Source organism: Maribacter sp. PR66 (genome assembly GCF_028464205.1).
GTDB lineage: Bacteria > Bacteroidota > Bacteroidia > Flavobacteriales > Flavobacteriaceae > Maribacter > Maribacter flavus.
This window is the reverse complement of the sequence record NZ_JAQPCH010000001.1, coordinates 942,980-966,911: the sequence shown is the minus strand read 5'-3', so window position 1 is coordinate 966,911 and position 23,932 is coordinate 942,980. Positions and strand designations below refer to the sequence as shown.

Sequence of the window (23,932 nt, the reverse complement as noted above, 5' to 3'; positions counted from 1 at the left end):
ATCTTTATCTAAATCGTAACTCAAAACGATACTCTTTATGAAGATTAGCACAACATAAAACGTATTTTAGTGTAACAAACTCCAAAAATCCATACCAATGGTTTGGAAGAACACTAAACATTAAAAAAATGAAGAAAAAGCTATTTGCGGTTTGCACCCTTTTATTTTCATGCACATTATTGCTTGCCCAAGAAGTCCAATATGAGGAATATGACCTTGACAATGGCCTGCACGTCATCCTTCATCAGGACAATTCCGCGCCCGTGGTCACAACTTCGGTCATGTACCATGTTGGGGGAAAGGATCGTACCGAAGGTAGGACAGGTTTTGCCCACCTCTTTGAGCACCTGTTGTTTGAAGGTACCAAGAACATAGAAAAAGGAAAATGGTTTGAGATCGTATCCTCGAACGGAGGTACCAACAACGCGAACACTACGCAGGACAGAACCTATTATTACGAAGTTTTTCCATCCAACAATTTGGAACTGGGCCTTTGGTTGGAGTCGGAAAGAATGCTTCATCCCGTTATAAATCAGGATGGAGTGGATACGCAAATCGAAGTCGTAAAAGAGGAAAAGAGGCTACGGTATGATAACTCACCTTATGGTCAATTGCTTCCGGTCTTAGGGGAAAACCTTTTTGAAAAGCACCCCTATAAGGACCCCAACATAGGGTATATGAAGGATTTGGAGGCCGCTACCTTGGAGGATGTTAAGGCGTACAATGAAAAATACTACGTACCCAACAATGCAGTCCTGGTAGTAGCAGGAGACATCGATATAGAAAAAACGAAAGGTCTGGTACAGGATTACTTTGGGCCGATTCCAAAAGGTGCCGATGTTTCCCGGAACTATCCAAAAGAAACTCCGATCACCACGGAAAAAAGGGTGCAATTCTACGACCCTAATATACAGATACCCGCTGCCGGATTGGCCTACAGAACACCCGGATTTAAGGAACGGGATGCCTATGTTTTGGATATGATATCGACCTATTTAAGTGATGGCCCTACTTCCAAACTTTACAAAAAAATGGTGGACGATAAAAAACAGGCCTTGCAGGTGGGGGCTTTCAATATTCCACAGGAGGATTATAGCATGTATTTTGTCTTTGCCCTACCCGTTGGGGAGACTTCCTTGGATACCTTGATTTCCGAAATGGAAGAAGAAATTTCCAAGGTCCGTACAGAACCCATTTCAGAAAGGGATTACCAAAAACTTCAAAATAAGTTTGAAAATCAATATGTAAACTCAAACTCCAGTGTAGAGGGCATCGCCAATTCCTTGGCCAGAAACTACATGCTCTATGGTGATACGGAATTGATCAATAAGGAAATCGAGATATATCGTTCCGTAACCCGAGATGAAATCATGGAAGTGGCCTCTAAGTATTTAAAGCCTAATCAACGCGTGATCATCGACTATTTACCTGAAGAAAAACCTTCAAACTAAAAAAATGAAAAAGCTATATACCCTATTATTCAGCATAGTAGTGGCGACTGCCACACAGGCGCAGGTGGACAGAACCACGATGCCCAAACCCGGACCCGCTCCGGAGATAAACCTGGAAGAACCCCAAAGTTTTAGCCTAAACAATGGGTTAAAGGTTATGGTGGTTGAAAACCATAAGCTTCCAACGGTTTCCATTCAACTGACCATAGACAACCCGCCCATTTTGGAGGGCGATAAAGCCGGCGTTTCCAGTTTAACAGGATCGTTGATGGGGCAGGGCACAAAGAACATTCCCAAGGACGAATTCAATGAGGAGGTCGATTTTCTTGGGGCCCGACTTAGTTTTGGGGCACAAAGCGCCTTTGCCAGTTCACTTTCCAAGTATTTTCCAAGAATGATGGAGTTGATGGCCGATGCCGCCATAAACCCCAATTTCACTCAGGAGGAATTCGACAAGGAAAAGGACATTTTAATTACTGCATTAAAGGCCGAAGAAAAAGATGTTTCCGCAATCAGTGGAAGGGTTCAACGTGCACTTGCCTATGGAAAAGACCATCCTTACGGGGAATTTACGACCATTGAAACGGTCAACAATGTAAAATTGGAGGATGTGAAAACCTTCTACCGGGATTATTTCGTACCGGCGAACGCCTACTTGGTAGTAGTTGGCGACGTAAATTTTGATGAAGTGAAGGAATTGACCGAAAAGTATTTTACATCATGGACCAAAGCGGTTCCCCCATCGTTCACTTATAGCAAGCCTAAAGATGTCTACAATACACAGATCAGTTTTGTGGATATGCCAAACGCCGTACAATCTGAAATTACGGTTCAGAACATTGTAAACTTGAAGATGAAAGATCCCGATTATCTGCCGGCCTTACTAGCCAACCAAATATTGGGAGGCGGTGGTGAAGCCAGATTGTTCCTGAACCTACGTGAGGATAAAGGGTATACCTACGGATCTTATTCCGCCATAGGCGACGACAAATATGAACCATCCAGGTTTAGGGCCACGGCCAGTGTACGAAATGCCGTAACCGATAGCTCAGTTGTTGAGATTCTAAAGGAAATCGATAGGATCATCACCGAACCGGTATCGGAAAAAGAATTAAAAAACACCAAAGCCAAATATGCTGGTAGGTTCGTTATGGCGCTGGAGCAACCCCAGACCATTGCCAATTACGCCTTGAACATAGAAAAAGAAGGGCTGCCAAAGGATTTTTACAAGACCTATTTGGAAAGACTGGAAAAGATAACCGTTGAAGATGTCCAAAAAGCGGCACAAAAATATTTTAGCTCCTCGAATGCGCGCGTGGTTGTGACAGGGAAGGGAAGTGAGGTCTTGGAGAATCTTGAAAAAGTGGAGTTCAAAGGAAAAACTCTACCCGTCCTATTTTATTCAAAAACGGCGGAACGTACTGAAAAGCCAGATTACAATGCCGCATCTCCGGAAGGATTGACAGCGGAAACCGTGATTGAAAACTACCTAAAGGCCATAGGCGGTAAGGAAACTTTGGAAAGTGTATATTCCTATTCGATGACCGCAGAAGCGGAAATGCAGGGAATGAAACTGAATTTGGAACTAAAGAAAACATCCAAGGACCAGTTCATGCAGGATATCCAGATGATGGGGAACTCCCTGAGCAAGCAGGTTTTGGACGGTGATACCGGCTATATGGTGGCACAGGGACAGCGCAAGGATTTTTCCGAAGAAGAAATCACGAAAATCAAAGAAGAATCGGCACCCTTCCCGGAATTGAACTATTTGGCCGCCGGGGGTCTTACCTTGGAAGGAACCGATATGGTTGGTGATACAAAAGCTTACAAGGTAAAGGTTACGGACAACAAGACCGTTTTTTACGACACTGAAACCGGACTAAAATTGCAGGAAGTAAATGTCATCGACATGCAAGGACAGACCATGCAACAGACCATGATGCTGGAGGATTATAGGGAAGTATCGGGCATCCTATTTCCGTACAAGCTCATACAAAGTATGGGTCCACAGAATATTGAGTTCATTGTATCGGAAATTAAGGTCAATGAAGGGGTTACCCCAGCTGATTTTGAGTAACCTTTCCAAATAATTAAAAAGCCCGCTCCAAAAAGGAGCGGGCTTTTATTATTTTAAATCTTACAACTGGAGTTTTAGTATCTATAGATAATAACTCTATTTGGTATCTTTGCAACTTAAATGACTTTTCGCTTTAATACGAATATCTTCATGAAAAAATATTTTATCCGAATCTTAAGTTGCTTCTTGCTTTTTATCTCATGCAAAGAAGAAAAAAAGGAAACGTCACCCTCCCAAATGGAACAAGTTATGGCAATTCATGACGAGGTTATGCCCAAAATGGGCCAATTAGGTAAACTGGTGGGTCAGTTAAAACCCATGGCGGATTCCTTAGGAAAAGACTCTCCCCAGGCCAAAGCGATGCGCGATTTACAGGATGCCAACAAATCCATGATGGATTGGATGCAAGGTTTTGGAGACAGGTTCGAGCCCGAAGAAATCATGGATGGCAAGGAACTGAGCGAGGAAAAAAAGCAATGGTTGAAAGAGGAGGAAGAGAAGGTCAAGGAAGTGAAGGAAAAAATAAATTCCAGTATTGCCAATGCCGAAGCGCTTTTGGGCAACAATTAATCGACATTCTTCCACCAAACTCCACCATTGGAAGTAGGTTCCGCCAAATAAATGAATTCACCAATTTTAGGTGTAACAATCGGTAGATTTAATTCCTTTGCCTTATCGCTTACCCGTATGACAGGGTCGGTCCAAGGATGCATGGCCAATTTAAAGGCGCCCCAATGAATGGGCATGATTACCTTGGCCTTCACATCTACTCCTGCCTGGGCGGTTTCCTCAGGCATCATGTGGATTTCATGCCATAGTTTGTTATACTGTCCGCATTCCAACATGGCAAAGTCAAAAGGGCCATACTTCTCTCCAATTTCGGTAAAGTGGCCTCCATAACCGCTGTCGCCGCTAAAAAATACATTGGCACCATCGTTCTTGATTACCCACCCACTCCACAAGGTCTTGCCCCTATCCGAAAGGCCACGGCCAGAAAAGTGTTGCGCCGGAACGCATTTTATGGAAAAGCCTTCAAAGGAAGTTACGTCCCACCAATCCATTTCCTTGATCCTATCTTCGGCTACACCCCATTCCACCAAATGTGCCCCTACCCCCAAGGGTGTAAAGAACATCTGTACCTTATCCTTCAATTTTAAGATAGATCCGTAATCCAGGTGGTCATAATGGTCATGGGACAAAACCACAAAATCAATTTGCGGCAGTTGTTCAATGGCTATGGGAAGTTCTTCGCTAAATCTTTTGCCTCCTAAAAGAGGATGGGGGGCAGGAACCGGTCCCAACATGGGGTCTATCAAAATATTCCTTCCATAGGACTGATATAAAAAAGTGGAATGCCCAAACCACACCATCCTTGCAGGTCCTTTATAATTGGCCAGTTCCAAAGCGTCCAATCCGTTAACAGGAACGGCTCCCTTTGGCCTTGTATTCATTTGCGGACCAAAAAAGCCTTTCAATCCCTTTACATAATCGCCAAATCCCATGGACATGGTAACACCGCCCAAGTTCTCAAAAACACCGTCCTTGTAGTGTTCAGATTTTGAAAATTGTTCCTTTTGCGAATCCGAAATGGTACCACCAAACTCCGGACTCAAATTTATGAAAAGTGCCCCCCAGACAATAAGTACAATGATGATGGAAAGAATGGCAATGAACATTCGTTTTAGTATCCGCTTTAGTGTTTGCATTTAAAATGGCAGCTGATTCAGATCTACATTACCGCCGGAGATAATAATGCCTACTTTTTTGTTTTGATAGTCCGACGGAATTTCTTGGCAATCCCTAATTAGGGCCGCCAATGTAACGGCACTTGAAGGTTCAATGATGATTTTCATTCGCTCCCAGACCAGGCGCATGGCCACTATTATTTCCTCCTCCGTAACCCGAACGATTTTTGAGACATTTTTCTTGATTATCGGGAAGTTGATATCTCCCAAGGTGGTTCGTAAACCATCGGCGATGGTATTGACCGTCTCATTTCCCTCAATCTTTCCAGAAATCAAGGAACGGTAGGCATCATCGGCCTCAAAAGGCTCGCCACCTACAACCTTACAATCCTTTCCGAAATATTTGGCGGACAAGGAGGAACCGGCAATGAGGCCTCCCCCGCCTACTGGACAGAAAATAAAGTTCAAATCGGGTTGCTCAGCAAGCAATTCCAGAGCAGCGGTTCCCTGTCCGATGATCACGTTCAGATCATTGGAAGGATGTAAAAACACCGCACCTGTTTCGGCAGCGATTTTATCGGCCATGGCCTGCCTGGCCTCAACGGTAGGTTCACATTCGTAGATTTGTCCACCATAGGCAACAACTCCTTCCTTTTTAACTTTAGGTGCCGTAGTGGGCATCACAATATGTGCAGGAACCCCCAAACTCCTGGAGGCCAAGGAAACGGCCTGCGCAAAATTTCCTGAAGAATGGGTAACCACACCGTTTCTACGTTGAGCATCGCCCAGATTCAAAATGGCATTGGTGGCGCCCCTTATTTTGTAGGCCCCCGCCCTTTGAAAATTTTCACATTTGAAAAACACCTTACATCCCAAACGTTCATTGATCAAGGTCGATTTAAGCACAGGGGTATTATGTATGAAAGGAGCGATTCTTTTGTGGCAATCCGTTAGTATAGTCTTGTTCATCCCTTTATTGAATTACTTCCATTCCAAGGTTTCTATGATCCTTCGAATATCGTTCTGCAGATAAGCGGCCGCAGGCAATATGGAATCATAATTGGGCTTTACGTAAAAATAAACGGAACCCGTCAAAAAATGTTCCGTACTATCGGTCACAAAGAATTGTGATTGGGAGGCAGCGTTCCCCTGCACTTCAAACAAGGCCCCATAAACTTGTTTATCCGGGTTTACATAGGGCTGCTCAACAATATTGTCGGCCTTTACGGCATGCTCGTAACTAAGTCGCTTGGCGTCTACGATCAGTTTTTCCAGATTGCCATCTATCTTTTTATAACTTAAGAAAATAGCGCCCTTCATCTCTGGATATTCCAAGGAAAATGCGGTTTCCGAATCCAGATTGGGCGTTGCCAATTCGTTGTAATCGAACCTGAAATTTTCGGTTTCCAAGGGTGAAGAGGCTCCTTGCGGATATTCCAAGCGCATTTGGGCCTTTGGCTTGGGAATGGGTTGGTCATTACACGAGCCTAAAAGAACAATAAAGACAAAAAGGAGAACAGAAATCTTACATCTCATGGGGCAATGTCACTTTTATTTGTTTCAACCTCTTTTTATCAAAACTCTCCACGACAAATTTATAATCCTGAAAAACGACTTCCTCGCCTCTTTTTGGAAAACTTCCGGCCATTTCCAGTACAAAACCGGCGATGGTTTCGGACTCACCTTTGTTTTCTTCAAAAATATCCTCGTCAGACAATTTTATGACCCTGTAGAAATCCTTCAAGGTGGTTTTCCCCTCAAAGACATAATTGTAATCGTCCAATTTGGAGAAGACCAGGTCCTCATCATCAAACTCATCGCTAATATCCCCCACTATTTCCTCTATGATATCCTCCAAGGTCACAATGCCCGAAGTACCTCCATATTCGTCCACTACCACGGCCAGATGGTTCTTTTTCGCCTGAAAATCGGCCAAAAGGTCATCCAATTTTTTGTTCTCTGGTACAAAATAAGGTTCTCGTATCAAGGTCATCCAATTAAAGGACTTCCGGTCAAGATAGGGTAACAAATCCTTAACATACAATACCCCTAGGACATTATCTATATTTTCCGAAAAAACGGGAATCCTCGAATAGCCGTTCTTTTTGATTTCCTCCAAAACTTCGGGAAACTTCATTTGATCGTTCAAGGCAAAAATGTCTATCCTGGGTCTCATGACCTGTTTGGTATCGGTATTTCCAAAAGTTACGATACCTTGTAAAATCTTTTGCTCCTCCTTGGTGGTATCACCCTCTGAGGTAAGTTCCAATGCCTGGGATAGGTGATCTACACCAAAACTGGATTTCTCCTTTCCCAGCTTATTGTATAAAAAAATTGTTCCGGAGCGCATGGGAAGGCTTAACGGGGAAAAAATAAAATCCAAGACACGCAGGGGATAGGCCATGAAGTTGGAGAAGCTCAATCGATTTCTATTTGCATAAACTTTTGGCAGTATCTCCCCAAACATTAGAATCATAAATGTGGCTACCACCACCTCCAGCAGAAACCTCAGCGAGACGATATTGAAAAGCACCGCGTTTATTTCGGAAAAAAGGGTGTCGCCTATCAAATTGAAGATCAAGACCACCCCAATATTGATGGCGTTGTTGGCAATAAGGATCGTGGCCAATAATTTCTTGGGACGTTCCAATAACCGAATAAGAATAGTGCTTTTTTCCGTTTTCTGGTCCTTTATTTCGTTTATTTCGGTAACCGAAAGTCCGAACATGGCCACTTCTGCCCCAGATATAAGCGCGGAACAGATCAGCAGTATGACCAACATGGCAATATTAAGCGCAAAGGCACTATCCATCACCAGAAAATGCAAGGCCAGCGGTAAAGGGTCTGGGTCCACTTACTATAAATTAATTTCCAAATTAAAATGGTAAATCGTCTTCATCGTCCTGACTTAATGGTGCGGGAGATTTGGGCAGTGTCCTGTCGTCGTGCCCTTCCTGTTGCGGCTGGGAGGACTGTCCGGAACTATTCGCCATACTTTCCTGTTTTGTTGTCAAAAAGGTAAAGTCCTGCACATGGACTTCCGTCGTGTATCTGGTATTACCATCTTCCCCCTGCCATTGGCGGTTCTTTAAACGTCCTTCAACATAGACTTTATCCCCTTTGCTCAAGTACTTTTCGCAAACTTCGGCGGCCTTGTTCCGTACTACGATATTGTGCCAATCCGTATTGGTGACGCGCTCGCCCGTCTGCTTATTGGTATAGGTCTCGTTGGTGGCCAAAGGAAAACGCCCAATGCATCCTCCGCCCTCAAAATAGTGCATCTTCACTTCGTCTCCCAAATGCCCGATCAGCATTACCTTATTTAATGTACCACTCATATTTTTTTACCTTTATATGTATGCAAACTGCCTGAAATTAAAGGTCTCCCTTTGGAATAATCAGGTAGTTAGACTTGCTGATTCCCATACTACGGAAATCCATAGTTCAAAAGTACTAAAATTTAAATGTTTTCATGAATTCCGCTATCAATACGGGAACCGGATAATTTTCAAGATTGGATACGGGTATGGTATTGGTCCGATAAAAGGGTCCTTCCAATATCCAAAACCTGGTATGCAAATGCTGGTGTGAAAGCTTGTGGACGATGGAATCCGAATTAAAAAGGCTGATTTCAGGCGGTCTTTTGAACTTTAGTACCTCGGAATGCCGAATTTCAATGTCCTCCAAACCGATTTCCCGTTCCGTTTCCAATAAGGGAAATTCCCAGAGATTTTGCCAAATGCCCTTTCCTTTACGCTGTCTCAATTGAGTGAGGGTCTCATCGCTTTTCCTATGCTCCAAGGGTACCAAATAGTTAAAGAAGCGCTTTTTGATTTTCGTCTTTCCAAGTTTGACGGGCAAATCCTTTACGGTGCCCATTTCCAAGGCCACACAACCATCGGCCAGCGGACAGGAAGAACAATTGGGGCTTTGGGGCGTGCATTGGACCGCACCAAATTCCATGATGCCCTGGTTGTAATCCCTAATATTGGTGGGATGCAAGACCTCAAGGGCCAACTTTTTAAAGGATTTAATCCCTTCCGTGCTATTGATCGGTATATTCACACCAAAATATCTTGACAATACCCTATAAACGTTTCCATCGACGACCGCCTGCCGTTCGTTATAACAAATGGAGGAAATGGCGCTCGCCGTATAGTCCCCAACGCCCTTTAGCTTTAGCAAACCGGTATAGGTTTTGGGGAAGGTCCCATTGAATTCCCCAACGACCATTTTTGCGGCTGCGTGCAGATTTCGGGCCCTTGAATAATAGCCCAGTCCTTGCCAAAGTTTAAGGACCTTTTCCTCATTGGCTATGGCCAAATGTTCAACCTTGGGAAAGGCTTCGATAAACCTATGGTAATACGGTATGCCCTGGGCAACACGGGTCTGTTGCAAAATGATTTCCGACAACCAAATTTTATAAGGGTCCAAGGTGTCGCGCCAGGGCAAATCGCGCTTGTTTTCAAGGTACCATGTCAAAATTTTATCGGAAAAAGACATTCGCAAAAATACTAAGCGGCAAAAGTATCAGTTTAAATACTTAAAATTAGATTATTAGAAAGAAAGATTGAATTTAATTTATATATTTGCAACCCGAAAAAAATACAGAAAATCTAATATTGTAAGATGACGAAAGCGGAAATTGTATCGAAGATCTCAGATAAACTGGGAATTGAAAAAGGAGATGTACAAGCGACAGTTGAATCCTTTATGGAAGAAGTAAAATCTTCTTTGGAGAGTGGAGATAATGTGTACCTAAGAGGTTTTGGAAGTTTTATCATCAAGACCAGGGCAGAGAAGACCGGAAGGAACATCTCTAAGAATACAACCATCAAAATCCCCGCCCACAACATTCCTGCATTTAAGCCGGCAAAGGTTTTTGTAGAAGGTGTAAAAAGCAACGTACAAGTAAAATAATAATCTAAAAGAAGAACTTTATGCCGAGCGGTAAGAAAAGAAAAAGACATAAGGTAGCTACCCACAAGCGTAAGAAGCGCAGAAGAGCTAACCGACACAAGAAAAAGTAGTTTTAGAAACTACTTTTTCGCTTTAATACCTACGTTCCTTGACATAGAGATTCCAAAGCGAGTCTCGGCAGATTTTATAAATCTGTTTCCAGCATTGTTTAATCCATCTATCCTATTTTCTTTGGGATAGATACAAATACATTCAGGTGAATAGAGAATTAATCGTAAGATCTAGTTCCAATGCCGTTGATTTTGCCTTGCTAAAAGACGGAAAACTCACTGAGCTCCACAAGGAGGAAGACAATAACAATTTTTCGGTCGGGGATATATTCTTGGCCAAAATTCGTAAGCCCGTTACGGGCCTAAATGCCGCATTTGTTAATGTTGGCTACGAAAAAGACGCGTTCCTACATTACCATGATCTGGGACCACAACTGTCTTCCATGTTGAAGTTCGTTAAACAAGTGAGTACGGGAAAGCTAAAGGATTATTCCTTAAAAAACTTTCCCTTCGAAAAAGATATTGACAAAGATGGCGTCATTACCGATGCCATAAAGGCCAATCAATCCCTTTTAGTTCAAATTGTAAAAGAACCCATTTCCACCAAAGGACCCAGAATAAGTTCAGAGCTTTCCATAGCAGGACGTTATTTGGTCATGGTGCCCTTTTCAGATCGTGTCTCCGTATCGCAGAAAATTGCGAGCAAGGAGGAAAAAGACAGGTTGAAAAGGCTTGTAAAAAGTATAAAGCCAAAAGGCTTTGGGGTAATCATCAGAACGGTCGCAGAAGGCAAAAAAGTTGCGGAACTGGACAAAGACCTAGCAAATTTGTTGAACAAATGGTCAGCAATGTGCAAAAAATTATACAAGGCGCAGACGCCTTCAAAAGTATTAGTGGAGCTCAATAGGGCTTCCTCCATCCTTAGGGATGTCTTTAACGATAGCTTTACCGGAATTTATGTTGACGATTCCACATTATACGGAGAAATCAAGGACTATGTTGCCGAGATCGCCCCGGAAAAGGAATCCATAGTGAAACACTACAATACCAATGTCCCAATATTCGAAAAATTTGGAATAGACAGACAGATCAAGACTTCCTTTGGTCGTACCGCGACCATGAGCAAGGGTGCTTACCTTATCATTGAACATACCGAGGCGTTACATGTAATAGACGTCAATAGCGGGAACCGTTCCAACAAGGCTAAGAACCAAGAAGACACTGCGCTTGAGGTAAACCTGTTGGCCGCCTCAGAGATTGCAAGACAACTTCGCTTACGGGATATGGGCGGTATCATTGTAGTCGATTTTATCGATATGGTAAAATCCCAACATAGAAAGAAACTTTTTGACCATCTTAGGGATGAGATGAAGGACGACCGGGCAAAGCATAAGATTTTACCTCCCAGTAAATTTGGCCTCATACAGATTACAAGACAGCGTGTTAGGCCAGAAATGAACATTAAAACAACCGAAGAGAATCCAAACAAAAACGGACAGGAGATCGAAGCTCCCATCGTTTTGATAAACAAAATCAACGTGGATCTGGAGCGACTCTTAAAAGGACCTGCCAAGGACAATAACATAACCTTGAACATACATCCTTTCATTGCCGCTTACATCACAAAAGGATTCCCATCCATCCGTACCAAGTGGTTCTTGGAACACAAACGATGGATAAAAATTCAACCCAGGGATGCGTATACGTATCTCGAATACCGTTTTAAGAATAAGGACGGCAAAACAATATATTAAATAAGAAAAGCGACTTCCAAAAGGGGTCGCTTTTTTTGTTTGTACCAAGGATATTGGAATCTGATTGGAATACCTTGTCCGCCCCGGCAAAGACCCGTTTTTCTAAATAATTCTTAAAGTGTTTTAAGACATCCCAGCTTAACTTACCTTTAGGGCCTATTTTAAAGTAAACCCTTAATGACAAAAAACAATAGAAGACAACAACAGGCGAAAGTTATCCGTATTTTTAGAAAAATACATCGTACCACCGGAGCCCTTCTATTCTTTTTTTTTCTATTTATATCCATTACCGGCCTTCTTTTAGGCTGGAAAAAAAACAGCAACGGACTCATTCTGGCAAAAACGGAAAAAGGCACCTCAACGGAACTAATGGATTGGCTTCCTTTGGAAACTCTAAAACAAAATGCCCAGAAAATATTTAGGGATTCCATTTCCACCGAACTTTCTCCTGAAATTGATAGGATCGATGTACGCCCGGATAAGGGTATCCTAAAGTTTAAGTTTGTGGACAACTATTACGGAATCCAATTGGATGGTGCTACCGGAAACTTGTTAAAAATAGAAAGAAGGCGGTCAGACTTTATAGAACAAGTGCATGATGGTTCCATTTTGGACCGATACTTAGGAACATCGGACGGTCAAATCAAGCTTTTTTACACCACTGTAATGGGACTGGCACTGTTGGTATTTACCATAACGGGATTTTGGCTCTGGTACGGGCCCAAGAGAATGAAAAGAATAGCAAAGAATTCCTGATGCCCAAAGAATCATTCACCCTAGAGGAAGCTACCCGAAAATTGGAAGGATACTGCGCCTACCAAGAGCGATGCCATCAAGAGGTAGTCACGAAACTACAGGGCATGGGAATGATTCCTCTGGCCATTGATACCATTGTATCTCACTTAATCAAGGAAAACTATTTGAACGAAGAACGGTTCGCCAAGAGTTTTGCCAGGGGCAAGTTCAATATAAAAAAGTGGGGAAAAAAAAGAATCGTTGCGGAATTGAAGGTTCGGGACATTTCCAAATACAATATTCAATCTGCCCTAAATGAAATCGATGACAATCAGTATTTGAAAACTTTCGAAGCACTGGCCAAAAAAAGACTGGAACAAATCAAGGACAAGGACATACAGAAGAAAAAGAAAAAACTAGCCGATTACCTCCTTTATCGAGGTTGGGAACCCAATTTAGTTTATGATAAGGTCAATGAACTCATTTCCTGATACTTTTTTAACCTGCTTTTAAAAGATTGGTTCTGGAAATCGCTTTTTCGTTCTTTTGATCAATCCATTTCTGCCCTTTAATCTTCCGCATCAACACATCAAAATGTCGCATGACAAGGACATTGTAGAGCGCTTTCGCCAAATTTTTAGGATTTCGTGCGATGGCCCTTAAACTCATGGAAAAACCGGGGGTAATGTATTTCATGTAATGCCAATATCCTTCCGGCATATACAAAACCTCTCCATGCCTTAAGCTCGTCCTATAACCGTTTGCCTGTTTTAAGACCGGCCACCTGTCATAATCGGGGTTTGAAAAGTCGATACTCTCATGGGTTATCAAAGAGTGCGGAACTTTGTATAAATACTTGGTTTCTGATTGTGGAAAAAGGATACACTCCTTCTCCCCTTCAAAATGAAAGTGAAAAATATTGCCCAAGTCGATATCGTAATGCATGAAGGTATGTGAATCCGTACCTCCAAAAAACAGCATGGGCAGCCCTTTCATGAGTTTGATGCCAAAATCCGGAAAGGAGAAATCCTTCTGTAATTCAGGTACCTCCTTTAAAATGTTCCAAAGAAATATCCGGTATTTTGTAGGCTTGGCCTTGAGCAAATCAATATATTCTGATAACTGCATCCTGGCATGGGGCTCATTAAAACCGTCCTTATGCTGTACGGGCCGATCGTCGTACAGCGGCACGAACTTGTCTCCCGCAATACCCTTGATATAGTCCAAATTCCATTTTTCAAATGCAGGCCAATTCTCAATAAACCGCTCTATGACCACAGGTTTTTGCGGCTTGAAATAATGGGTTAGAAAGTCCTCCTTGGTAATGGTTTCTACCCTTGGAATTTCAGTTAACTTCAACGTAATTTGGGTTTTAGTAAACTACCTCAGGGCAAGCCCACGAGGCATTCTTAGAAAACGAACTTTTAATTTCAAGGCAAGCCTCCGAGTATTAAATCCTTTGGCGGTGCCAATAGACCGCAAATTTAGGCAACACAAGCAAAATACGATATTAAAATTTTGATAATGTAGGACTAGTCCGTCATTTTCGCCTTTTGTTTTGCAGCTTCGTTTCGCTCAATTTTATGTCCGGGTCGGGACCATTTGGGCTTTTCGTTCAAGGGTTTAAATTGCGAATCAGACGCTTCCACGGTAGTAGGCTGGGAAATCTTTGTGAACGGTTTTTGTGGGTTAAGTCCCAAAAGCCTGAACATGTCCATATCCTCGTTTACATCTGGGTTTGGTGTAGTTAACAGTTTGTCCCCTGCAAATATGGAATTGGCACCTGCAAAAAAACACATGGCCTGGCCCTCCCTACTCATCTGTGTGCGACCGGCGGAAAGTCTAACCTGGGTTTCGGGCATTACGATTCTCGTGGTAGCGACCATACGTATCATGTCCCAAATGGCAATAGGTTCTATATCTTCCATGGGGGTTCCTTCCACAGCGACCAAGGCATTGATGGGAACCGACTCTGGTTGAGGGTTCAAAGAGGCCAACGCGACCAACATTCCGGCCCTGTCCTCCAATTTTTCCCCCATCCCAATGATACCTCCGCTACAAACGGTCACATTACTCTTGCGAACATTTTCTATAGTGTCCAAGCGGTCCTGAAAAGTACGGGTTGAAATTACGTCCTTGTAATAATCCTCAGACGTGTCCAAGTTATGATTATAGGCATACAATCCCGCTTCCGCCAATCGCTTGGCCTGATTTTCCGTAAGCATGCCCAAGGTACAGCACACCTCCATATCCAGTTTATTGATGGTCCTGACCATTTCAAGGACTTGGTCAAATTCCGGTCCGTCCTTTACATTTCGCCATGCAGCGCCCATACAGACCCTGGAGCTTCCAGAAGCCTTGGCCCGCAACGCTTGGGCCTTTACCTGGGATACGGACATCAAATCGTTGCCTTCTATATTGGTATGGTAGCGCGCGGCCTGGGGGCAGTATCCGCAGTCCTCCGGGCAACCTCCCGTTTTTATGGAAAGTAAGGTGGAAACTTGGACCGTATTGGGGTCGTGGTGCATCCTATGTACCGTAGCCGCCTCATATAAAAGTTCCATTAGTGGTCTATTGTAAATGGCTAAAATTTCCTCCTTGGTCCAATCATGTCTTACTTCGCTCATAAAATCATAGTTATATGTAGAATTCAAAAATAGCGGAATAAGTTCAGAAAATATAATTGGATTCTAAACTTTGGAAAGTAATATGCTTACCGCATTCCCGCCGAACCCTACGGCATTGACCAAAACCTTTTTTATCGATTTAGGTTTGGATTCACTTTGGTGAAAAGGAACCGCAATAACCTTCTGATGCTGTAACATAAGCAGGGCCATTTCAATATTCAACATTCCGGATGCGCCAAAGGAGTGTCCTATTTTCCATTTATTGGTAGTCAAAAAAGGAAGATGGTTACAGAATACTTTTTGTATCGCGTTCATTTCCGATGCATCACCCTTTAGCGTGCCCGGTGCATGCATAACAATAACATCTACCTCTTCCTTGCGAGTATCCTTTAAGGCCATTTCCATGGATTTTTGGAAGCATTTGGCATTGGTAGAAATGGATACGTTGTGTTCCAAAAGCTCCGTCGCATAGCCAATTCCCTCGATTACCGCCAAAGCCCCATTTGAAATACCCTTTTCCAAACAGGCCACGGAAGCTCCTTCTCCCATTACCATGCTATTCCTTTTTTTGTCCAAATCCAGCGCCCTACAAGGATAGCTTCGACTACGCTCAGCTACCAAGGAATTTTCAGAATCGACCGAAGAAGCATATATTTTTAAAGCTTTCATCTGTGCAATGGTAAAAGGCGTCAAAGGCGCCTCACTCCCGCCTACCAAAAACCGATCGGCCATACCGCCTTGCAACCAGGCTACGCCATTCAACAGGGCATGCAGCGCTGTAGAACAGGTAATGGAGTGGGAAAATTCCGGGCCTCGGCTTCCCAGATCGTGGGCCACCCATGAGGAGATATTGCCCAAGGTAGTCGTAGGCGAAGCCAAGGAACTTAGTTTACCGTGCTTCAAAAAATCTTCATGGTAATGCTCAAAGAGATCTGTAGCGCCTCGGGAAGACCCGATATTGATTCCAAACTTTAAGGTTTCACCTATTTTGGACCATCCGGCAGATGCCACTGCCTTTCTTGATGCATAAAGGGCATACAAAACGCTTTTGTCCAAATGTTGGTACTTGGAATCCGAGTGTCGTAATTCCTCGATTTTTTGCGAAATAGTTTCGGGCAACCGACCTACCCAAGTGCCATTCCCTTCAAAATTGGCAAGAGTGAGCAAATGGACATTGTTTTGATAGTTTTGCCAAGCATCGTCCATGGTTTCGCCCAAGGGAGAAATAGAGGCTATTGCGGTTATAGATATTTTATCGGTCGTTAATCCCATGTTAAAAGCTATCCAACAGTTCATAAATCATCTCATAAATCCGTTGCAATTGGTCATTGGTAATTACATAGGGAGGCAACATATAGATGGTATTCCCCAACGGCCTTAAAAGGACCCCTCGGGCCATGAAAAAATTGTACAATCGGTCCCGTAGATTGCCATACCGTTCCGTTTCAAGATTTAAATCGATGGCAAAAATCACCCCTATGGAACGGGCATTACGTACGTTTGGATGGTTCTCAACCTTGGCAACGAAGGTTTTATTTGCCGATGCAATGTAGTTCCTGCGCTCCAAAATTTCTGAAGAATTCAGCAGTTGGAGTCCCGCAAGGGCAGCGGCACAACCCAGTGGATGGGCACTATACGTATGGGCATGGAAAAACCCTTTTGCAACCTCGTCGCTCAAAAAGGCATCGAACACTTTTTGGGTACAACTGGTAATGCTAAGGGGAAACATCCCGGCAGTGAGGGCCTTGCTTAGGCACAGGATATCGGGCTTATTTTGTAGGTTATCCGAAGCAAAGTTTTTCCCGGTTTTGCCAAAACCCGTCATGACCTCATCGGCTATACATAGAACATCGTGTTCCTGACATTTTTCAATGAGCCTGTCCAAGCCTTCGGCAGAATGAAACTTCATGCCCGCAGCACCTTGGACCAAGGGTTCGAATACGAAGGCAGCACATTTCTCATTAGCAAGTATGGTCTCCAATTGCGCCATCACCTCCTCCATATTTTCCTTTTGGGGTACCGGAACCCGCTTTACCTTCAATAAAAAATCCTCAAAAGGACCGTTATAGGACGATAGCCCGGAAGCACTCATCGCCCCAAAGGTGTCACCATGAAAACCGTCCTCGAAAGCGACCAGGGTGTCCCTTATGTCGTTCCGGTTGTGATGGTACTGCAAGGCCATTTTTATGGCCGCCTCCACGGCCGTGGAGCCGTTATCGTTAAAAAATATCTTGGCCTGATTGCTGGGTAAAATGGCCATAAGTTTTTCGGAGAGTTTTACGGCAGGCTCATGCGTAAAGCCACTGAACATGACAAAGTCCAATTGGCTCATTTGTTCCGATATGGCCTTTGTAATATGTTTATTACCATGACCATACATGGCCGTATACCAGGAGGCAATACCATCAATATAAGAATTGCCCCTCTCGTCCCAAAACAAGGCACCCTCGGCCTTCACAATACCAATTCGAGCTACCGCCGTTTGGTGCTGTGTCAACGGATGCCAAAGGTATTTTTTATCCCGTTCCGATAGATTTTCCCCGTTCATAGAATTTAAGAATCCACAATTTATCTATCTTGCAAAGATGGGATGTAAACTACTACGGGGCAAGCCCTCGAGGTAATTACATAAAACCAATGATAAATTTCGAGGTAAACCCAAGGGTATAATCCCCTGGGAGGAGCCAATAAAGTCAAATTTTTGATGAATCCAAGCATCCTAAAGGAATCCTTATTGGGCAATTCCCAGCTAAAAAGTAAAACCGTATTTCTTCTATTGACAGGGATTACATTTTTCATTCGGTTTCCTTTTTTCTTTAGGGATTATATAGATCGGGACGAGAGTACCTTTATTCTCTTGGGACAGTCCTGGGTAGACGGCTATTTACCCTACACACAACTTTGGGATTTAAAACCCCCTTTGACTTTTGCATTCTTTGCGTCTATTATCTTCCTATTTGGAAAAAGCTTTGTAGCCATAAGGCTTCTAGGCGCGTTACTGGTTGCCACAACCGCATTTTTTACTTATAAAATCACTTCGAAAATGACCACTACTCAGGTAGCTCTATGGTGTGGGATATTTTGTATTGTATTGCTTAGTCTTTTCGGAAGCTTACAAGGGGTAATGTCTGAACACCTATGTATGGCATTTTTTGTTCCTTCAATGTACCTAATTATATCGAAAAAAGGCCCCATATGGTTGCTACTGGCAGGTCTGCTTATGGGGATTGCGGTTATGGTGAAATTGAACATGGCCTACCCCGTACTTTTATTGGGCCTCTTTTTGGTCATAGAACTTTTCAATAAGCAAAAAAAAAGCACCCTTTGGAACGTCTTGGCTTTTGGCACAGGCGTTTTACTTGTAATCCTTTTGACGATTCTCCCTTACTACATGAGCGGTCAATTGGAGGTTTGGTGGAAGTCCGTTATCTTGGCCCCCTTGGAATACAGTGAAGCAAGAAGATTTTCACTCTTAAAATTGGCCCCGACCTTTATTGTAATCGGTGTTTTTCTCTTCTATTGTTGGAAGAATGCCATCATTTCGGTCAAGGACAGGACTTCACTAATCCTGTTCATGGCCATCTGCGGTGTACTTTTCTCCTTCTTTAAAGGAGGAAGAATCAATGGTCATTATCTGATTCAAATACACCCAATGCTGGTCATATTCCTCGGAATCTTCTTAAATCGTTTGTTCCTTCGAAACCGACTAAAAATATCCCGCAAACTCCTCTTCTTATTACTTTTGATACCGGCGGAAAGTTACATGGAATACGTAAATATCGTAAAGAACAAAATAGAGCGGGGCACATTTTTCAACGGTGAAGGGTTTACGGTTCCGAAATACATTTTGGAAAACAAACTGGAAACCGATACCATTTTTTTCCTAGGGTACCATATTGGGTATTGGAACCTTGGAGTTTTGCCCCCAACTTTGGCCGCCACACATCCCAGCAATATCTGTAGGGATGAACTTTATCCGTTCTTTGATAATCCGCGAAAAAATTCTTTGGAAGAACTCAAATATATCATGGAAGAAATCAAACCGAAAACCGTGGTGGTACGAAAGGGCCGACTTGTTTTTGACAGGGATGAATTTGAGGAGAATGAATATATAGACGCCTATTTGGCCAAACATTATACCGTAGCGGCTACCGTGGAAAAGGCAGAGATACTTCAGAGAAAGGAAATCAGTAAACAGTGATCAGTTGGCGGTTAACAGTTTTCAGATACCAGAAAACAGGGAGCAATTAGCGTTCAGCCTTTAGCCTTTAGCCTTTAGCCTTTAGCCTTTAGCCTTTAGCCAAATTAGAAACTGATAACAAAAATGAATCAGTTGACTGGTGAAAAAGTTAGTTAGTTGGATAGTGGGATAGTTGTTGAACTAGAACCATTAACGAACAACCAAAAACCATGAACAATCTTATAGGCTCTCCAAAATGTGCTTGAACGCTCCGGCATAGCGAGCTATAACAGTTTTGTCCAGTCTGGGCTCCTCATCGATTCTACCGATCAAAGGAACTCCTGTCTTATGAAGTATGATTCTTTCCGTTTGGGGATTCTCCTTTCCATTGAACAATACAGAAACATCATAGCCTTTGTTCTGTAACCAACCTATCGTTAATAGGGTATGGTTGATACTTCCCAAATAATGTTTGGAAACCACCACGACCTTATACTCTGGCATGATGATGTCGAACATGGTATCTTCATCGTTTAGCGGAACCAAAAGTCCGCCAGCACCTTCTATTACCAAATTGTTGTCCGTCTTAGGTTCGTTGATGTGGAAACGATCTATTTTCACCCCGTCTATTTCGGCAGCGGCATGCGGACTCATGGCGGCTGTAAGCTCATAGCTGCTTGGCAAAATACGTGTCTTGTCGTTCGATATTAGATTTTTTACCGTATCGCTATCCGTGTGGTCCAGATCACCGGACTGTATGGGCTTCCAATAATCGGCCATTAGGGCTTCGGTTATGATGGCCGAAGCCACCGTTTTACCTACTCCCGTAGAAATACCTGTAACAAAAATCTTTTGCATACCTTATAACTTTGTCTTGCTACCTTAATGAAGGTTCACTGTGTTTTTTAAAACGCTATGTCAGATAACCCGAAAGCTATTCGCAATGGAATAATTGTAATTATCGAGTAATCATGCCACAATTTAGGCACTTATATTTTCTTTTCTCAAAAAAAGGAAAAAGTTTATAAAAAATCCCCTTCCTGTTATAATATACTTCAGATTTTCTAGCCTTGCAATTGGGACAGGTTACCGGATTGCCAAAATCGTCCAAAGCGTATGCCCTAACTTCATTGTAAATTTCCAAGGCCTGCTCCTTATCTTGGGCATAGACTAGCAACTTTACCCCTCCAATGGCATTACTTATCAGAGGATCGGAATTCAAGGTGTTCTCATCCCTCAGAAAAACCGGAATATCTTCTGATTCCAATTTTCCTTTTAAAATTTGCACATCGGCCACATATTCAAAAGAAGCAACATGATAAAATTTGTCCGTCATGCATTAAATATAATTTGACAATAATTGCAGCACCAAACCAATCTCTTCTTTAGAGTTGAAACTATGTAGGCAAAACCGTAACCGCTCTTTCCCTTCGGGAACCGTAGGAGAAAGTATGGCCTTCACATCAAAACCGTCGTCGTTCAATTTTTTGGAAATCTTCCGGATTTTTTCATTGCCCGGAATTATAACGGATTGAATAGCCGTATCACTGCCGATTAGATTACTGGACCACTTCTGCTTCCTCGCTTGACTCTTGAAATAGGAAATATTTTCAATAAGCTGGTCGCGCTGCGTCCCTCCCTCAAAAGTAAGAAATTCATAGGAAGATAAAATACCGACGATATGATGTGGAGGCAATGCCGTAGTATATATAAAACTCCGTGAAAAATTTATGAGAAAGTCCCTAAGGGCATTGCTGCCAAGTATGGCCGCACCATGGGTGCCCAAGGCTTTTCCAAACGTAACGATCCTTGCGAAGAGGGCCTTTTCCAATCCCAACTCCTGTACCAACCCAAGACCTTTTTTACCCATAACGCCAACGGCATGCGCCTCGTCCACGATCAGATGATATCCTTCCGAGGTACAAAAACTGGCCAATTGTTTTAGATCTGGAGAATCACCATCCATGGAGAATACGGATTCCGTGACCACATAAACATCGGAATCACCATTGTCAGAAATAGTCTTTTTTATTTTTTCCTTTAAATCCGACAGATCGTTATGCCCATATTTATAGCTCTTGGCATGGCTCAGTTGTAATCCGTCCCGGATACTGGCGTGAATAAGTTCATCGTAAAAAACAAAGTCGCCCCGTTGTGGAACACATCCAAAAAAACCGATGTTGGCATCGTACCCCGAGTTAAACACCAGTGCATTTTCAACATTATGGGTCTGCGCCAATACGGATTCCAATTCCTGGAACAGGACATGGTTCCCGGTCAATAACCTGGAGCCTGTAGCTCCGTTCTCACTGATATTATGCTTTAACAATAACTGAAAAGTCTTGGAGAAAAGGCTTTCGCTCTTGGCAAAACCCAAATAATCGTTTGATGAGAGATCAATGGAACCATTTAAGGATGGTAGCGTCCTAAAGGTATGCTCCTTTTTTCTCTTTTCTAATAGACTCATAAGATTTGCAGGAAATTCAGTCATATGGTAAAAATAGCTTTATCCTATTATAGACGCATAATTACAGAATTTGTTATTGATTTTCACTAAAAAGTGCAAATCATTTAAGAAACGCTCACCAGACATACCCATTTTACACCAATTTAATGTAAAAAACTGATTTTTAATTACTTAATTAAATGTCAAAAATCATAAACTTAAATTAAAATTTAGCTTTAAATATACTTTTATAAAGAATAAACTTACTTTTGCCGCCTTTTTTATGAAGAATTTTCATAAGCTTAATTAAAGGTAATTCGATATTAAATTCATGGTATGAAGTCCAGCGAAAGAATTTATAATAGATTGGAGATTTTGGAGGCGCTAGAAATTATGGGTTCCGATCCAGAAAAAATATACGATGACATTACCGCCCTAGCGGCATCAATATGTAACTCAGAAATTAGCTTAATATCCTTATTAGACGATAAAAAACAATTTTTTAAATCACGTCATAGGGTAGATATTAAAGAAACACAATTAGAGGTTTCCTTTTGTAAATATTTAATTACTGAAGATGTTGATCAATTGATAGTTGAGGACGCAAAAAAGGACGCGAGGTTTTCAAACAATCCTCTCGTTGTAAATAGTCCCTATATTTCATTCTATGCAGGAATTTCCCTTAAATGGTCCAATGGTACGCGATTAGGTTCTTTATGCGTTTTGGACCCAGAACCCAAAAAACTGAGCGATCAACAAATAAAAGGATTGGAAACCTTGGCCCAGCAGGTTATCCATTTATTGGAATTGCGCCAAGCAAAGAAGGACGTTGACAAGAAAAAAGGAGAGCTTGAGAAAATTCTGAATTCGTCCTTGGATATTATATGCACCATCGACAGAAATGGCACTTTTTTAAGTGTTAACAATGCTTCTAAAAATATTTGGGGATATTGTCCTAGTGAACTAATTGGAAGAAATTACATGGATTTTGTTTATGAGAAGGATAGACAGAAAACAGAAATATCTTCTAAAGCAACCTTTTCCGGGAAGGAGACCTTAAATTTTGAAAACAGATATGTGCATAAGAATGGCTCATTGGTGTCCGTATTATGGTCTGCAAACTGGGACGAGCAGGACAAAACCATGTACTGCATCGCAAGGGATATAACGGAAAAGAAAAAGGTAAGTGAACATCTTGAACATAGTGAGCGTAGATTCAAGACCTTGGTTCAGGAAGGAAGCGACCTAATTGCAATCCTGGACAATGAAGCTAATTATAAATATGTAAGTCCAACTTCCACAAAAATCCTACAAATTACTCCTGAGGAATTTATCGGAAAAAATGCCTTTGATTTCATTCATCCAGATGACCAAGCCTCTGTTTACAATAGGTTCAAAGAAATTTTAGAAAAATCTCAAGTCACTATTGACCCCTTTCGTTTTAAAAATAAGAATAATGAGTGGCGATGGGTTGAGACTATAGCTACCAATCAAATGGACGAGCCCGCCTTAAATGGGATTGTGGCAAATTCAAGGGATGTAACGGAACGTGTCTTATATCTAAAGGCCATAGAGGAACAGAATAAGCGGTTAAAGGAAATTGCATGGACGCAATCACATATTTTTAGGGCCCCAGTGGCAAGAATAATGGGGTTGATAGAATTAATAAAAGACCATGATCTTACTTTAAAGGAGAAGGAGGAGATTCTGGATTTCATTGTTAAGTCTGCACAAGAAATTGATTCCATAATTAAGGATATAGTTGAGAATTCGTTCTATAATATCAAATCGAATAATTCCATAACAAAAGATGATTATTAAGTAAATTCCCACTAATTTTCTTTGGTCCTTGGCAAACCTCATACTAAAAATTGTCTTGGAAATTTTAGTTTCGGATAGATCAAAAGTCAATTCTTCCTCAGATTCATTTAAAGCCTAAGAAGGCCATTTAAATACAAAAACTATTTAAAGTATATATAGTGTTGTATTCTAATAAGGTCAGAATTT

Annotated in this window: 22 protein-coding genes; 9 read left to right on the top strand and 13 right to left on the bottom strand. The window is 42.2% G+C overall.

Translation table 11 applies throughout. The features are described 5' to 3' along the window. Positions 1-128 precede the first annotated feature (128 nt). The 3 genes from PP181_RS04195 (at position 129) to PP181_RS04185 (ending at position 4,098) form a co-directional block, all read left to right on the top strand. The gene (locus PP181_RS04195; protein ID WP_272636081.1) at positions 129-1,451 is read left to right on the top strand and encodes a M16 family metallopeptidase; all 1,323 of its coding nucleotides are present in this window, start codon (positions 129-131) and stop codon (positions 1,449-1,451) included. Between the two features lie 4 nt (positions 1,452-1,455). Further along, the gene (locus PP181_RS04190; protein WP_272636080.1) at positions 1,456-3,528 is read left to right on the top strand and encodes a M16 family metallopeptidase; all 2,073 of its coding nucleotides are present in this window, start codon (positions 1,456-1,458) and stop codon (positions 3,526-3,528) included. Positions 3,529-3,777: 249 nt separating this feature from the next. After that, on the top strand, positions 3,778-4,098 hold the full coding sequence (locus tag PP181_RS04185) for a hypothetical protein (RefSeq protein ID WP_272636079.1): 321 nt from the start codon (positions 3,778-3,780) through the stop codon (positions 4,096-4,098). Here PP181_RS04185 and PP181_RS04180 read toward each other — a convergent pair. The 6 genes from PP181_RS04180 to mutY all read right to left on the bottom strand — a co-directional run bounded on the left by PP181_RS04180 (position 4,095) and on the right by mutY (position 9,716). Then, positions 4,095-5,234, bottom strand: a complete 1,140-nt coding sequence (locus PP181_RS04180; RefSeq protein ID WP_272636078.1) for an MBL fold metallo-hydrolase — start codon at positions 5,232-5,234, stop codon at positions 4,095-4,097. The genes PP181_RS04185 and PP181_RS04180 overlap by 4 nt on opposite strands. Continuing rightward, positions 5,235-6,182 carry a pyridoxal-phosphate dependent enzyme gene (locus tag PP181_RS04175; protein ID WP_272636077.1) on the bottom strand — a complete coding sequence of 316 codons (948 nt, stop codon included), beginning with the start codon at positions 6,180-6,182 and terminating at the stop codon, positions 5,235-5,237. Positions 6,183-6,194: 12 nt separating this feature from the next. After that, positions 6,195-6,749 carry a gliding motility lipoprotein GldD gene (gene gldD, locus PP181_RS04170; RefSeq protein WP_154917955.1) on the bottom strand — a complete coding sequence of 185 codons (555 nt, stop codon included), beginning with the start codon at positions 6,747-6,749 and terminating at the stop codon, positions 6,195-6,197. Beyond that, a complete protein-coding gene (locus PP181_RS04165) occupies positions 6,739-8,067 on the bottom strand; it encodes a gliding motility-associated protein GldE (RefSeq protein ID WP_272636076.1) in 1,329 nt (442 codons plus the stop codon). Before PP181_RS04165 ends, gldD begins: the two co-directional genes overlap by 11 nt. 22 nt (positions 8,068-8,089) lie before the next feature. Next, positions 8,090-8,551 (bottom strand): single-stranded DNA-binding protein, encoded by a 462-nt coding sequence (locus PP181_RS04160; protein ID WP_154917953.1) that lies wholly within the window; start codon positions 8,549-8,551, stop codon positions 8,090-8,092. Between the two features lie 115 nt (positions 8,552-8,666). Beyond that, a complete protein-coding gene (gene mutY, locus PP181_RS04155) occupies positions 8,667-9,716 on the bottom strand; it encodes an A/G-specific adenine glycosylase (protein WP_272636075.1) in 1,050 nt (349 codons plus the stop codon). Positions 9,717-9,842: 126 nt separating this feature from the next. Between mutY and PP181_RS04150 the strand changes: the two genes are divergently transcribed. From PP181_RS04150 to PP181_RS04135, 4 genes are all read left to right on the top strand, one after another. Further along, entirely contained in the window at positions 9,843-10,133 is a 291-nt protein-coding gene (locus PP181_RS04150) for an HU family DNA-binding protein (RefSeq protein WP_038236075.1), read from the top strand. Between the two features lie 256 nt (positions 10,134-10,389). After that, on the top strand, positions 10,390-11,937 hold the full coding sequence (locus tag PP181_RS04145; RefSeq protein ID WP_138256901.1) for an Rne/Rng family ribonuclease: 1,548 nt from the start codon (positions 10,390-10,392) through the stop codon (positions 11,935-11,937). A 177-nt stretch (positions 11,938-12,114) separates the two neighbouring features. Continuing rightward, positions 12,115-12,693, top strand: a complete 579-nt coding sequence (locus PP181_RS04140; protein ID WP_154917951.1) for a PepSY domain-containing protein — start codon at positions 12,115-12,117, stop codon at positions 12,691-12,693. After that, positions 12,693-13,163 carry a regulatory protein RecX gene (locus tag PP181_RS04135; RefSeq protein ID WP_272636074.1) on the top strand — a complete coding sequence of 157 codons (471 nt, stop codon included), beginning with the start codon at positions 12,693-12,695 and terminating at the stop codon, positions 13,161-13,163. The genes PP181_RS04140 and PP181_RS04135 overlap by 1 nt, the downstream gene beginning before the upstream one ends. Before the next feature lie 7 nt (positions 13,164-13,170). Here PP181_RS04135 and PP181_RS04130 read toward each other — a convergent pair whose 3' ends face one another. The 4 genes from PP181_RS04130 to bioA all read right to left on the bottom strand — a co-directional run bounded on the left by PP181_RS04130 (position 13,171) and on the right by bioA (position 17,847). Then, on the bottom strand, positions 13,171-14,031 hold the full coding sequence (locus tag PP181_RS04130) for a cupin-like domain-containing protein (protein ID WP_419776357.1): 861 nt from the start codon (positions 14,029-14,031) through the stop codon (positions 13,171-13,173). A gap of 173 nt (positions 14,032-14,204) precedes the next feature. Beyond that, entirely contained in the window at positions 14,205-15,299 is a 1,095-nt protein-coding gene (bioB, locus tag PP181_RS04125) for a biotin synthase BioB (RefSeq protein WP_154917948.1), read from the bottom strand. A 63-nt stretch (positions 15,300-15,362) separates the two neighbouring features. Continuing rightward, complete coding sequence (locus PP181_RS04120; RefSeq protein WP_272636073.1) at positions 15,363-16,571, bottom strand: beta-ketoacyl synthase N-terminal-like domain-containing protein; 1,209 nt, start codon at positions 16,569-16,571, stop codon at positions 15,363-15,365. A gap of 1 nt (position 16,572) precedes the next feature. Further along, entirely contained in the window at positions 16,573-17,847 is a 1,275-nt protein-coding gene (gene bioA / locus PP181_RS04115) for an adenosylmethionine--8-amino-7-oxononanoate transaminase (protein ID WP_272636072.1), read from the bottom strand. A 156-nt stretch (positions 17,848-18,003) separates the two neighbouring features. Between bioA and PP181_RS04110 the strand changes: the two genes are divergently transcribed. Beyond that, positions 18,004-19,500: an ArnT family glycosyltransferase gene (locus PP181_RS04110; RefSeq protein WP_154917945.1), complete on the top strand. Its 1,497-nt coding sequence runs from the start codon at positions 18,004-18,006 to the stop codon at positions 19,498-19,500. Positions 19,501-19,719: 219 nt separating this feature from the next. On the opposite strand, the gene bioD is transcribed toward PP181_RS04110, so the two are convergent. The 3 genes from bioD to PP181_RS04095 all read right to left on the bottom strand — a co-directional run bounded on the left by bioD (position 19,720) and on the right by PP181_RS04095 (position 21,946). Next, positions 19,720-20,337 (bottom strand): dethiobiotin synthase, encoded by a 618-nt coding sequence (gene bioD, locus PP181_RS04105; RefSeq protein WP_154917944.1) that lies wholly within the window; start codon positions 20,335-20,337, stop codon positions 19,720-19,722. Positions 20,338-20,437: 100 nt separating this feature from the next. Further along, positions 20,438-20,815: a putative signal transducing protein gene (locus PP181_RS04100; RefSeq protein WP_154917943.1), complete on the bottom strand. Its 378-nt coding sequence runs from the start codon at positions 20,813-20,815 to the stop codon at positions 20,438-20,440. Between the two features lie 3 nt (positions 20,816-20,818). Next, positions 20,819-21,946 carry an aminotransferase class I/II-fold pyridoxal phosphate-dependent enzyme gene (locus tag PP181_RS04095; RefSeq protein WP_246160837.1) on the bottom strand — a complete coding sequence of 376 codons (1,128 nt, stop codon included), beginning with the start codon at positions 21,944-21,946 and terminating at the stop codon, positions 20,819-20,821. A gap of 315 nt (positions 21,947-22,261) precedes the next feature. Between PP181_RS04095 and PP181_RS04090 the strand changes: the two genes are divergently transcribed. Continuing rightward, entirely contained in the window at positions 22,262-23,746 is a 1,485-nt protein-coding gene (locus PP181_RS04090) for a PAS domain S-box protein (RefSeq protein ID WP_272636071.1), read from the top strand. The last annotated feature ends 186 nt before the right edge of the window (positions 23,747-23,932 follow it).

Excerpts from the sequence above, each read along its gene's own strand:
- PP181_RS04100 (WP_154917943.1), bottom strand. The coding sequence starts at position 20,815 with ATGACGGACAAATTTTATCATGTTGCTTCTTTTGAATATGTGGCCGAT.
- PP181_RS04090 (WP_272636071.1), top strand. The coding sequence starts at position 22,262 with ATGAAGTCCAGCGAAAGAATTTATAATAGATTGGAGATTTTGGAGGCG.
- gldD (WP_154917955.1), bottom strand. The coding sequence starts at position 6,749 with ATGAGATGTAAGATTTCTGTTCTCCTTTTTGTCTTTATTGTTCTTTTA.
- PP181_RS04150 (WP_038236075.1), top strand. The coding sequence starts at position 9,843 with ATGACGAAAGCGGAAATTGTATCGAAGATCTCAGATAAACTGGGAATT.
- PP181_RS04140 (WP_154917951.1), top strand. The coding sequence starts at position 12,115 with ATGACAAAAAACAATAGAAGACAACAACAGGCGAAAGTTATCCGTATT.
- PP181_RS04110 (WP_154917945.1), top strand. The coding sequence starts at position 18,004 with ATGAATCCAAGCATCCTAAAGGAATCCTTATTGGGCAATTCCCAGCTA.
- mutY (WP_272636075.1), bottom strand. The coding sequence starts at position 9,716 with ATGTCTTTTTCCGATAAAATTTTGACATGGTACCTTGAAAACAAGCGC.
- PP181_RS04190 (WP_272636080.1), top strand. The coding sequence starts at position 1,456 with ATGAAAAAGCTATATACCCTATTATTCAGCATAGTAGTGGCGACTGCC.
- bioA (WP_272636072.1), bottom strand. The coding sequence starts at position 17,847 with ATGAACGGGGAAAATCTATCGGAACGGGATAAAAAATACCTTTGGCAT.
- PP181_RS04120 (WP_272636073.1), bottom strand. The coding sequence starts at position 16,571 with ATGGGATTAACGACCGATAAAATATCTATAACCGCAATAGCCTCTATT.
- PP181_RS04175 (WP_272636077.1), bottom strand. The coding sequence starts at position 6,182 with ATGAACAAGACTATACTAACGGATTGCCACAAAAGAATCGCTCCTTTC.
- bioB (WP_154917948.1), bottom strand. The coding sequence starts at position 15,299 with ATGAGCGAAGTAAGACATGATTGGACCAAGGAGGAAATTTTAGCCATT.
- PP181_RS04160 (WP_154917953.1), bottom strand. The coding sequence starts at position 8,551 with ATGAGTGGTACATTAAATAAGGTAATGCTGATCGGGCATTTGGGAGAC.
- PP181_RS04135 (WP_272636074.1), top strand. The coding sequence starts at position 12,693 with ATGCCCAAAGAATCATTCACCCTAGAGGAAGCTACCCGAAAATTGGAA.
- bioD (WP_154917944.1), bottom strand. The coding sequence starts at position 20,337 with ATGCAAAAGATTTTTGTTACAGGTATTTCTACGGGAGTAGGTAAAACG.
- PP181_RS04185 (WP_272636079.1), top strand. The coding sequence starts at position 3,778 with ATGGCAATTCATGACGAGGTTATGCCCAAAATGGGCCAATTAGGTAAA.
- PP181_RS04195 (WP_272636081.1), top strand. The coding sequence starts at position 129 with ATGAAGAAAAAGCTATTTGCGGTTTGCACCCTTTTATTTTCATGCACA.
- PP181_RS04180 (WP_272636078.1), bottom strand. The coding sequence starts at position 5,234 with ATGCAAACACTAAAGCGGATACTAAAACGAATGTTCATTGCCATTCTT.
- PP181_RS04095 (WP_246160837.1), bottom strand. The coding sequence starts at position 21,946 with ATGAGTCTATTAGAAAAGAGAAAAAAGGAGCATACCTTTAGGACGCTA.